Source organism: Bacillus sp. SA1-12, from assembly GCF_000981385.1.
Taxonomy (GTDB): Bacteria; Bacillota; Bacilli; order Bacillales; family Bacillaceae; genus Metabacillus.
Genome location: NZ_LATZ01000026.1, coordinates 16,207 through 28,385, shown reverse-complemented (window position 1 = coordinate 28,385; position 12,179 = coordinate 16,207). Strand labels below are relative to the sequence as shown.

Here is a 12,179-nt window from a genome sequence, read left to right as displayed (position 1 = left end):
ATGAAAATCATGATGTTTGCTCATGACGGTAGTCTCAATCGAGGCTGTGAGGCTATTGTTCGTTCATCTACGGAGATAATTAAAGAAAAAGTAAAAGGAGCAAAGGTATATTTAGCTTCAGGAAGGCCAGAAACTGATAAGATTATTACTAAGTTAGATGGAATAGTAGATGGTGCAAATTGCAGTATAAAGAAGTATTCGTTTGATTGGTGGATCTCTTCATATAAAGTTAAGTTTTTTAATGATGAATCATACTCCTTAGGAAAAATTTACCATAACATAATTAAACATATAGATGATATGGATGTTTATTTATCAATTGGCGGGGATAATTATTGTTACGGGGAGCAACCTGGATGGTATGAGGTTGATAGAAGAGTTAAGGCAAAAGGAAAGAAATTAGTATTATGGGGTTGTTCTATAGGAGAAGAAGATTTGTCTGAAAGAAAGCTGGAAGACCTAAAATTATTTGACTTAATTCTGGCACGGGAAACCCTTACGTATCAATTGCTGAATAGTAAAGGTCTTCAAAATGTAAAATTATGTGCCGATCCTGCATTTACTATGGAAAAGGAAGAGCTGGATTTACCTAGAGGGTGGCAAGTTGGTAATACCGTTGGATTAAATTTTAGTCCTCTAGTTTGGAAAAAAAATAAAAAATCTCTAACTGCAGTTAGAGACCTAATAAATCATATTTTAAATACTACTGATATGTCAATTGCACTTACACCTCATGTGATTGATCATGGTAATAATGATTATGAAGTTCTCTTTAAATATTTCGAAGAATTTAAGAATACAGGAAGAGTCATTATTTTACCAGATAATTTAAACGCAATTCAGTATAAGGGATATATAGCAAGAATGCGATTTTTCATTGGAGCAAGAACACATGCAACAATTGCTGCCTATTCAAATTATGTTCCCACAATGGTTCTTGGATATAGTGTTAAGTCAAAGGGGATAGCAAAGGATCTTTTTGGAGAAGAAAAATTAGTGTTAGGTATAGAAGAAATCTCGGATAGTAAAAAATTAATGAATGCATTTGATGAAATGGTTGGAGAAGAAAAAGTGATAAAACAAAAATTGAAACATACTATTCCAGTTATAAAGGAAATGTCCTATAAATCGGTTAAATATTTAAAAGAACTCGATAAGTAAGCTGAGGGAAATTATGAAGAAAAAAAATTTATTATTTGTTATGCCAAGTTTATCTGCTGGTGGTGGAGAAAAAAGTTTAGTGAATTTATTATCACATTTAAACTACGAGGAATATAATGTAGATTTATTTTTATTTAGTAAAAATGGGGTTTTTTTAAATTTGCTACCTATTGAAGTGAATTTGTTGGAATCAAAAAAAAATCACATTGTTTTTTCAAATTCATTAAAAAACTCTGTAACTAATTTTTTGAAAATGGGCCAATATAAACTAGCCTATTCTAGGTTAATGTTTACTTTATTAAATAGAGTGATAAAGAGTCCAGCTATTTCAGAACAATACACTTGGAAATATCAGAGTAAATCAATTGATATGTTAGACAAAGAGTACGATATAGCTATTGGATATCTTGAAAAGTCTTCAATCTACTTTGTAGTGGATAAAGTTAAATCGAAAAAAAAGATCGGCTGGGTACATACTAATTATACTAATTCAGGAATGGATTATAAGTTTGATAATTTTTATTTCAATAAATTGGACCATATTATAACAGTATCTCAAGAATGTGCAAATGCTTTGAAAATTACTTTTCCTCATATAAAAAATAAAGTTAGAGTTATATATAACATTGTATCACCAAACATAATAGAAAGTTTATCAAATGAGGAAATACAAGACAACCATCTGTTCAATAAGAATTGTACAAATATTGTTACTGTTGCCCGTTTAAGTAACGAAAAGGGTTTAGATCTTGCAATTAGATCTTGTAAATTATTAATAGAAAAAGGTTACCATATAAAATGGTATGTTTTGGGTGATGGAAACGAGAGAGAAAAATTGGCAAGTTTAATAAATAATATAGGTGTAAAAAATCATTTTATATTATTAGGAATTAAAAGTAATCCATATCCGTATATAAAAAAATCTGATATCTATGTTCAACCATCTAGATATGAAGGTAAGTCCATAGCTATAGATGAAGCAAAAATTCTTGGGAAACCTATTATTTTAACCAATTTTAAGACTGCAAAGGACCAAATATATAATGGTATAAATGGCTTGATTGTTGGTTTGAGTGAAGAAGAGATAACCCTTGGAATTGAGGAACTAATACAGAATGAGAATTGTAAAAATAATTTAGTGACTAATCTAAGAAAAGAAAAACTAGGAACAGAAGAAGAGATAAACAAGTTGTATGAGATTTTTTAGGTGGTGATGCTTTCTGAAAAAAAATATTTTAATTGCTATAAACAACTTAAATTGTGGTGGTGCAGAAAAAGCCTTAATTTCTTTATTAGAGACCATAGATTATTCTCTGTATAATGTAGATTTATTTTTATTTAAACATGAAGGACTATTTTTTAATAAAATACCTAAACAAGTGAATTTACTTGAAAAGCCTTATGAGTATGAGTATTTTGATATGTCTATCAAAGCAGCTCTCAAAGACTGTATTAAAAAAAGGAGATTTAAAATTGCGATTTCAAGGGTTTGTGCAGGGTACATTTTTAATATAGAAAAAAACAGGGCAAGATGTGAGCAGAGAGTTTGGAAATATATTTCAAGATCACTTAAAAACATTAATAAGAAATATGATGTAGCAATTGGATATCTTGAAAAGAATCCAATATTTTTTTGTGTAGATAAAGTAAATGCTAAAAAGAAAATAGGATTTATACATAATGATTATGACAAGTTAGGTATGGATCCAATTATTGACCTTAAGTATTTTGATAAGTTAAATAATATAGTAACAGTATCAGAAGAATGTGCTAACGTATTAAAAAATAGATTTCCAATGTATGAGCAAAAAATCGAAGTCATGTACAACATAGTTTCTCCTAATGTGATTTCTAACATGTCTTTAGAAAAGATACATCTATGTAATACAGGAATAAAGCTAGTTTCTGTTGGAAGACTAAATCATCAAAAAGGTTTTGAAATTGCTATAGTGGCATGTAAATTCTTAATTCAAAGTGGATATGATCTAAAGTGGTATGTTATTGGAGAAGGAGAGGAAAGAGCAAAATTAGAGCAAATAATAATAGAAAATGACCTCCATGATATATTTATTTTATTAGGAATAAAAGAAAATCCATATCCTTATATAAGAGAAGCTGATATATATGTACAACCCTCTCTATTTGAAGGGAAGTCAATAGCAATAGATGAAGCAAAAATACTTCATAAGCCAATAGTAGTTACAAATTTTAGTACAGCTAAAGATCAAATTAGAAATGAAGAAAATGGTTTAATTGTAGACTTGAACCCTCAATCATTATATGAAGGTGTTAAAAAACTTATTGATGATAATGAATTAAGAAAAAAATTGATAGTTAATTTATCAAGAGAAAGCTTGGGAACTGAGTCTGAAATACAGAAATTATATAAATTAATAAAGGCAGTTTAGATAAGAGGTGCAAACGTTTGTTCATTCTAATACTAGGAATAATTTTTTTAGTTTTAATAGTTTTAATTATTTTGATAGATGTTGTTCCTATTTTTAACGATTGGGTAAGTCGGATTCATATTGGAAGATATAACGATAAGAATAAGTGGAATCAGTCAATAACTGAAAAGGGTGTAAGGTGGTTAAATAAGACGCCAAAGATTAAGGTTACTGATAATACAAGATTAGTTGCAATTGATATATTAAAAGGGAATTATACAAAGAATGCTGTACAACATTGGCAAGAAGCAGCATTATTATTAGGTTTATCTGAATATTTAAAGAATAAAGATGATAAAAATATTAAAAAAGAAATAACAAAGTTTTTGAACAAAAAATTTGATCAACATGGCCAATGGATAAATAAACCAGAGCATGTAGATATTGCAATATTAGTTTATTCAGTCATGAAGTTAGATTTTATAGATATAGATAATTACAAAAATGCATTTGATTATACATGGAAATTGATAAAGGAGCATATAGGCGAAGATGGTACAGTAGGATATAGAAAGTCTATGCAAAGCTACAGATATGTAGATACCATAGGTTTTATATGTCCTTTTTTAGTTGCTTACGGGATTAAATACAATAAAGATGAATGTATTGATTTAGCATTAAAACAAATTAAAGAATATGAACAATACGGTATGTTAAAAAACCATTACATACCAGTCCATGCATATAAGCTTAAAGATAAAGAACCACTTGGCTTATACGGGTGGGGAAGAGGCCTTGGGTGGTTTGCCATAGGGCTTATAGATGCTTGGGATGAATTGCCACAAAATCATAAATCAAAAATAGTTTTAGAACAAAGTGTCAAAAAATTTGCCAAAGCTGCTATAAGTTTTCAACAAAAAAATGGAAGTTGGAATTGGACTGTTACAAGAGAAGAATGCAGATCTGATTCATCAACTACAGCTACAATTGGATGGTTTTTGTTAAAAGCTTCTAAAATTAAGGAGATTTCAAATGAATGTTTAACTAGTACAGATAAAGCTATAAGTTATTTAAAGAAAGTTACACGAAGAAATGGAGCTGTAGATTTTTCACAAGGTGACACAAAAGATATCGGCGTATATTCTATGCTATTTAATATACTACCATTTACTCAAGGGTTTTGTATTAGAGTGATAAATAATAATTCAAAGGTAGTGAATTAGAATGGTAAAAAAGATAATAAATTTTTTAAAGGCAAGATTTAGAAAATATTTACTAGAAGAAATATGGTTAGAAGATTATATAAAAATGGGAATGAAAATAGGTGAAAATTGTTCTATTCAACCTGGTGTAATTTTTGATTACTCCCATTGTTGGTTGATTAAGATTGGTAATAATGTAACTATTGCACCACAAGCTTATTTTTTGGCTCATGATGCGAGTACAAAAAATTTAATTAATTATACTAAGATTGGAAGTATCACTATTGAAGACAATGTATTTATAGGCGCAAGAGCATTAATTATGCCTGGAGTAACAGTTGGAAAAAATTCGATAGTAGCAGCTGGAAGTATTGTAACTAAATCAGTTTCGGAAGGAAGTATAGTTGCGGGAAACCCTGCTAAGGTTATATCAACCATCGAAAATTACTCCCAAAAGATTAATGAGTTAAAAAATGGTACTTGGAAATATGATAGTGGTTACACTTTAGCGGGAAATATTTCTAATATAAATAAAGAAAATATGTACGAAGAACTAAAAAACAAACTTGGATTTATAGAGTAGTACTTTCAATTTAATATCAAGTTTTTACAATATAAAAAGTATTATATAAAGGGGCCAAAATGAGAATAAGAAATTCTATAATTAATATATCTGTCGGTTTAGTAAACCAACTAATTATCACATCACTAAGTTTCATATCAAGAACTGTATTTATTAACAGTCTGGGTATTGAATACTTAGGGATAAATGGACTACTTACAAATATTTTGGCTATGTTGACGTTGGCGGAAGCAGGAATAGGGGCTAGTATTATGTACAGTCTTTATAAACCTGTAGCAGAAAATGATCAATTAAAAATTAAAGCTCTTATGAATTTTTATAGAAATGCATATATGGTAATTGCATTAATTGTATTATCGCTAGGATTACTAATTATGCCTTTTCTTGGATTAATTATAAAGGATTCAAGTATTGAAAACATTCATTTAATTTATTGTATATTTTTACTAAATACTGTTTTACCATATTTATATGTACACAAAAACTCTTTTTTGAATGTTTGTCAAAAAGGATATATTGTTACAGGAATTTATTCAGTATCAGCTATAATTACTACATGTCTCAAAATAGGAATCTTACATTTCACTAGAGATTATATTTTATATTTAATCATTGATAGTATAATAACTATTATAACAACAATTTTGTTATCATTTTGGGTTAATAAAATGTATCCGTTTTTACGCGGTAAGGTAAAAGAAAAATTGGATACTGATACTAAATATAATATTACTAAAAATGTAAAAGCTATTATATTGCAAAACATAGGGAATTATTTAGTGTTTGGTACTGATAATATCATAATATCTTCATTTGTAAGTGTTACAGCAGTAGGACTGTATTCTAATTATCATATGTTAATTGAAATATGTAGGTCTTTTATAAATCAAATTTTTAATAACGTATATCATAGTATTGGTAATTTAGTTGCAAAAGAGAATGTTGATAAGGTTTATAATATTTACAAAGTGTATATGCTTGTTAATTTTTGGTTATATTCCCTTTTTACAATTTTATTATTAATTACAATCGAACCTTTTATTAAATTATGGATTGGCACTGAATTTATTATGAGTAAAAGTGTTCTTATCGTATTAATGATCATTTTTTATGAAAGAGGAATGAGAAATTCGATAACCACTTTAAAAACAACGTCAGGAATTTTTTATAAAGATCGATTCGCTCCATTAATTCAAGCTGCTATAAACCTAATTATTTCTATTATATTGGTTCAAAATATAGGTATAGTCGGTGTTTTTATTGGAACTGTAATAAGTGCTCTAGCTGTACCATTCTGGACAACTCCTTATTTAGTATACAAAAAAGTGTTTCATAAACCAGTTATGAATTATTTTTCTAAATATATACTCTACATTGCTATTGGTATAGGAACTTATTGGATTACAAATTCTATTTGTAGTTTTGTAGTGGCTGACACTTTTTTCAATTTAATATTAATCGGCTTAATCTGTTTAATTTTACCTAATTTATTATATATAGGTATTTTTTATAAAACAGAAGAGTTTAAATATTTGTTCAAAATAGTAAATATATTAATGTTAAATTTGAAAAAGAAATCAGCGGTGAAGCAGAAAAGTGCATGAGTTGCTTGATACCTTGTAATAGTGAGGCATGACTAGTAGTAAATTGTCAAAATAAAGACTTTTAGGAAATTGGAAGTTGGTTAAAGACAGCTGAATAATATTACTCTGAAAATTAGTGAAAATGTTAGATGGAAATTTTTGAAAATTATTTGTAAACTGAAATGGAGAGTTCGTTATGGAATTATCAAAAAAGGATACTAAAATACTGAAGGGGATTGCAATACTCTTAATGATATTATTACATCTCTTTGCCACAAAAAAAGATGGTTTATATAGTACATTTCCACTGATAAATGATACACCACTGGTTTATTATATTGCTTTATTAGGCGACGCTTGTGTACCTATTTATTTATTTGTTACTGGTTATGCCTTTTATATAATAAATAACAATTCAAATGTATCAGTTTTAGGAAAAAATTTAAAACGGATCCTAAAACTCTACATAAATTTCTGGGTTGTATTTATTATTTTTGTACCATTAGGTTTTCAAATTTCTAAACATGAAAATTTTACATTTAATATAATAACGTTTATTTTATCAATATTTGGAATGTCAAACTCCTATAATGGCGCTTGGTGGTATTTACAAATATATATAATATTTGTTTTATTTTCGCCATTTCTAATTAAGATAGTTAAAAAATATAATCCCCTAGTAATATTATTTATATCAAGTATTATATATGTAGTTTCTCATTTTCAAAGGTATAGAGGTTTTATAGATTTTGGTGATAATACCCTGGTACTTGAATTAATTAGAGTTATGTTTTTACTCGGTACATCTCAAATATCTTTTTTTATTGGAGCTATTTTTTCAAAAGAAAAGGTTTTGTCAAACTTACATAAAAAAATCCAAAAAATAAGATTTAGGAATATTATTAGTACAATTTGCATTGTTCTTTTAATAGTATTTCACGCTATTATAGAATCTGCAATCATTGCTCCTATTAATGGTATAGCTATTATTATTATATATTGGTTCATGAATAAAAATAAAGTGGTAGAAAAAATATTAGACTATATTAGTAATCATTCCACAAACATATGGTTAATACATATGTTTTTTTATATGTCAATTTTTCCAGAACTAACTTTTGCACCTAGAAATCCATTATTAATCTTTTTCTGGCTATTAATATTATGTATTGTTTCTTCTTATGCAGTTAACTTTATAACTAATCCAATTATACGAGTTATTGATAGAAAAATTATCTATAGAAGTAAAGGTTATTCAGGTGGTTTTGATCGTAAGGGAATTTAATGTATTAATATATTACCTCTAATATGGATGAATAAACTCTTTTCTTTTTATACATTTTTCACCTAATCCATATTAAATACTAGATATTTATATTCTTTATTAATATTAAAGGTTTTTATATAAAATACCTCAAAGGCTACTAAAATTTATACTTGAAAGAGGAAAATACTAAGTACTGAATTTTTAAAATTATATATTTCTATAATGTATTTTAAAACCAAATTAAACAATTATCATAGCTTTGAATAGTTATTATAGTGAAAGTGGCTCTAATGAATAAAATGATTAAAAAAAGACTTTTAAACAGTCAAGAATTCCTAGGTGGATTTATTAGTAAAATGTTTTTATATGCTTATTTAAATACCATAGGAGTGAATGCTTAAATGGAGTTGTTTTAGCGGCATTTAAGCATTCAAAAGCAAAACAAAATTTTTAAAAGTATTCTATTGATAATTTGTAAAAATAGTTGGTGGATTTTTGAAATAAATATTTAATCTTCTTTTATAGTTTTCAAATGATTGAATTAAGAATATCGTGAACTTTGTAATAGGCACCCGTATGGAAAATACCTGTTGTATAATTGGCGTTATCTGTAAAAATATTTCTACCTAAAACAGAATCACCTTGTGTTTTAAAGTCGTTCGTTAAGGAACCTTTTCCATAAAATATATTATTGAATATTCTGAAGTTCTGAGTTCTGGCCCAAACAGTCATTGTCGATTGATTAAAAGTATTATTGAAAGCAGATAAACTGCTGCCAGAACTAAAAATGACGCCTAATTTAGAGTCAAAGGTATTGTTTTTTAGGACATCCCCAACCATATGCTCCCAGCCGTCTTCCCAATCAATGTCACAACCAGGCATTCTCCCACCATTATTGGAAAATGTATTTCCTTTAATGAGCCAATTTTGACCACCACACATAGCAAGACCTGTACTAAAATTATCTTCAAACCTGCAATCATTGATGTAACAGTTTCTTGGCATGCCAATTGTTCTTATAAAAGCAACAGCACCATTAAAGTCACTGTCTCCTGATGAAGGAGGACCTTCTTGGTAAATGACAATTTTAGCGTATTTAGCATTGGGAGCTTTTGGATAAATATAGTATTGTAAATTATACATTTGTGATTCTAAATGAGTAAAATTTTCGCTATAAAAATGAATAGAATATAATCTTGATCTTAAATGAGGATATCCATGGTATCCTTGAGTATATCCTAGCAAATAATATTCGCCTAACCCAGAAACATCCATGTATTGATTGTATCGATAATAATTAGTAGTCTTACTATTATCGATATTTCCATTTTCCTCTATATTACCTGGTTCAAAATTAAATCTACTGACAGAAATACTTTGAGTGGTTTTTCCCATATTCCTATTTGTGAGTGTTCCAGTAATCACATTAAACCCTGGGGATTTACTAAAAGTGCAGGATTCAAATCCTGTGGTTAAACAATCATCAATTAAAACACTTATACATCCTTCAACAGAATCTTGAATAGTTGTTGAATCTCTTTCTCCAAATATATGTGCTTTCATTAACTTTGTGTTTTTTAAATTAGTAAAATAGAACATTTTGTAGCCTGTGGTAGTTAAAACGCTTGGTTCAATATTGAGAATGGAATCACTGAAATCAATAATCATATCAGATGGTGGATAAATGGTCCTTACGGCAGGACTAATTAAATATTTGCCTTTTGGAAAAACAATTTTCTTATATCCATTAGCAGCAGCGTGATCTAATGCATTTTGGATGCCATTAGTTGTATTAGTAGAATCTGTGTTATCTAATTTTATCGAATAGTCATTTACATCAACATGATAGATTTCTCCTTCTGTCAAAGGAGTTTCAATTTTATTAACAACGGTAATATCGAAACTTTTGGAATAGGTTCTTGTTGAATCATAAGCAGTAAGTGTCGTAGTTCCTGGGGAAACACCCTCTACTACACCATATTGTACTTTGGCTACACTAGGATCAGAACTTTCCCAAAGCACAATATTATCATGGAAAATATCATACAAGAGATTACTAGACAAAGCCGTAGCCATAACTACGAAATTTTCTCCTACTTGAAGAGTATGGGTTTTTCGATTAATGGACATCCCTATAATTGTTCTTGTAGAAGAAGGGGGAGAAACAACCTGTCCCCCTACTTTAACATTTACGTATTCTGTAAAGTTTTGACCCTCATAGGTAGCAGTAATTGAAACATTAGTTTCCCCATCAGATACTCCTGTTAATAATCCATTTTGATCTACTGTTACATATCCTTCATTGCCACTTTGAAATCTGATGCTTAATAGTTCTGTATACCGATTTGGTAATCCTTGCACGGAAATCCGTTGACTTTCCCCAGGGTTTAATTGCACATTAGTCGGAATTACCGAAATTCCTTCTAGCGGCTCTTTATTTTGATAAAATTGATAATTGTTTCTTACTTCATTGTCTGTAAGCTCACGATTGTAAATAACAAAAGCAACCAATTTTTCCGGAGCTGTGTTATGTCCTACATAATTGCGTCTTAATTGAAGTGGTGATAATGCCATAGAATTAATATAGGATATGAAGTCTTGTGGAACTGGAATACGTCCATTTGCGTTAATTGCATCATTAATAAAAATGCTTGCAGTGTTATCTTCATTTATCCTTAGTGTGAAGACATTAACAGCATTAGAACCAATTGGATGTACCCAACCTTGGTAGCTTTGTCTGTAACCAGTACTGTCATCAAACCAAAAGGAATCTATTCCTCTAGATCCTTCACTGCCATCAGATTTTTTGTATTTCGTAAACGAACCAGACTTAGCAGAAATAAACTTCAAATCCTCTGTTCTCCAATGCGAGCCATTCGTATCATAACTAATCATTTGAATTGTTATACCGCCATTTAAATTGATTAATTGATTTAATGGACTTGTATTTGTAGGAATCTGTACATAATCCTGAACTTGCAATAATAATCCTTTATCATCTACGTATCCATCAGTTGTACCATCATGCGTAACTCCAACCAAAGTAGCCTGAACATTATTTACTTTATCGGTAATTGTATTTGAGGTCGTTCCAGCTTTATTGGTAAAGTCATAGTGTAAGATAAGCCCGTCAGTAATGAATACGATTTTCGTAAAGGTTGCTGTTTGAATTGTACTTTCATTTCCTGCTGTATCTTTTGCGAAGGCCTTTATAGTGGTTGTTTCCGTGATGGTTAAAGGGGCTGAATAGAGAAGACTTGAGGAAGTAGGTTCAGTTCCATCAATTGTATAATAGATCGTTGCTGATTCATTTGTTGCCATGGTGACAGTTTGGGTATCAGTAAAAGTTCCCCCAGACGTGATTGTAAGCACTGGAGGCGTAGTATCTGCAGCTGCTGTAGTAATAATAACATCGGTCCCGCTTGACTCATTCCCAGAACTGTCTTTAGCCACAACTCGAAATGTATACTGCGCTAATGGACTTAAGCTTGTCACTTCAATAGTTGTATTTGTTACTGATACTAGAAACGCTCCATCTTGATAAATATCATACTCTGCAATATCACTTGATTGCGAAGGAGTCCAAGATAAAGTTAAGGTGGTGGCTGTCACATTGTTTGCGGATAAATTTGTAACGTCTTCTGGAGGAGTGGTGTCGGGTTCGGTCCTATTAAAGGATGCTAATACAGTGGCACGATAGGAGGCAGTTGTGTTAATAGCCACCCTTCTAAATGGAGCGAATTTCCCCTTGAACGTTTCCTTTGGTTTAACTGAAATGGTAATGCCATTGATTGTAAAAGTAAGGTCGGTAGTATTATGATCATTTGTAATTCTAAAACCCATCATATCCTCTTGATACGATTTTGTAATGGTAGAGTTACCTTCAAAATAATCCTTTATTACTAATAACATTTTTTCATCATCCTCGTTGAATCACATTTTAAGACTTTCTCTGGAACCACGGTGTATAACAGTTCCTTTCTTAAATTTGAAAAC

8 protein-coding genes are annotated in these 12,179 nt (G+C 29.6%); 7 read left to right on the top strand and 1 reads right to left on the bottom strand.

What is annotated here, in order from left to right:
- The 7 genes from WQ54_RS14770 (at nt 1) to WQ54_RS14740 (ending at nt 8,201) form a co-directional block, all read left to right on the top strand.
- On the top strand, nt 1-1,161 hold the full coding sequence (locus tag WQ54_RS14770) for a polysaccharide pyruvyl transferase family protein (RefSeq protein ID WP_046517750.1): 1,161 nt from the start codon (nt 1-3) through the stop codon (nt 1,159-1,161).
- A gap of 13 nt (nt 1,162-1,174) precedes the next feature.
- Nucleotides 1,175-2,368: a glycosyltransferase gene (locus WQ54_RS14765; protein ID WP_046517748.1), complete on the top strand. Its 1,194-nt coding sequence runs from the start codon at nt 1,175-1,177 to the stop codon at nt 2,366-2,368.
- Nucleotides 2,369-2,381: 13 nt separating this feature from the next.
- Entirely contained in the window at nt 2,382-3,569 is a 1,188-nt protein-coding gene (locus WQ54_RS14760) for a glycosyltransferase (protein ID WP_046517747.1), read from the top strand.
- A gap of 17 nt (nt 3,570-3,586) precedes the next feature.
- On the top strand, nt 3,587-4,771 hold the full coding sequence (locus tag WQ54_RS14755) for a glycoside hydrolase family 88 protein (RefSeq protein WP_046517745.1): 1,185 nt from the start codon (nt 3,587-3,589) through the stop codon (nt 4,769-4,771).
- Nucleotide 4,772: 1 nt separating this feature from the next.
- Nucleotides 4,773-5,333: a DapH/DapD/GlmU-related protein gene (locus tag WQ54_RS14750; protein WP_046517743.1), complete on the top strand. Its 561-nt coding sequence runs from the start codon at nt 4,773-4,775 to the stop codon at nt 5,331-5,333.
- 59 nt (nt 5,334-5,392) lie between these two features.
- Nucleotides 5,393-6,937 carry a lipopolysaccharide biosynthesis protein gene (locus WQ54_RS14745; protein WP_046517741.1) on the top strand — a complete coding sequence of 515 codons (1,545 nt, stop codon included), beginning with the start codon at nt 5,393-5,395 and terminating at the stop codon, nt 6,935-6,937.
- Nucleotides 6,938-7,112: 175 nt separating this feature from the next.
- Nucleotides 7,113-8,201 carry an acyltransferase gene (locus tag WQ54_RS14740; RefSeq protein ID WP_046517739.1) on the top strand — a complete coding sequence of 363 codons (1,089 nt, stop codon included), beginning with the start codon at nt 7,113-7,115 and terminating at the stop codon, nt 8,199-8,201.
- A gap of 510 nt (nt 8,202-8,711) precedes the next feature.
- On the opposite strand, the gene WQ54_RS31945 is transcribed toward WQ54_RS14740, so the two are convergent.
- Nucleotides 8,712-12,095: a chitobiase/beta-hexosaminidase C-terminal domain-containing protein gene (locus WQ54_RS31945; RefSeq protein WP_052737803.1), complete on the bottom strand. Its 3,384-nt coding sequence runs from the start codon at nt 12,093-12,095 to the stop codon at nt 8,712-8,714.
- Nucleotides 12,096-12,179 lie beyond the last annotated feature (84 nt).

Coding starts and splice junctions, on each gene's coding strand:
- WQ54_RS14770 (WP_046517750.1), top strand. CDS start 1: ATGAAAATCATGATGTTTGCTCATGACGGTAGTCTCAATCGAGGCTGT.
- WQ54_RS14765 (WP_046517748.1), top strand. CDS start 1,175: ATGAAGAAAAAAAATTTATTATTTGTTATGCCAAGTTTATCTGCTGGT.
- WQ54_RS14750 (WP_046517743.1), top strand. CDS start 4,773: ATGGTAAAAAAGATAATAAATTTTTTAAAGGCAAGATTTAGAAAATAT.
- WQ54_RS14745 (WP_046517741.1), top strand. CDS start 5,393: ATGAGAATAAGAAATTCTATAATTAATATATCTGTCGGTTTAGTAAAC.
- WQ54_RS14740 (WP_046517739.1), top strand. CDS start 7,113: ATGGAATTATCAAAAAAGGATACTAAAATACTGAAGGGGATTGCAATA.
- WQ54_RS31945 (WP_052737803.1), bottom strand. CDS start 12,095: ATGTTATTAGTAATAAAGGATTATTTTGAAGGTAACTCTACCATTACA.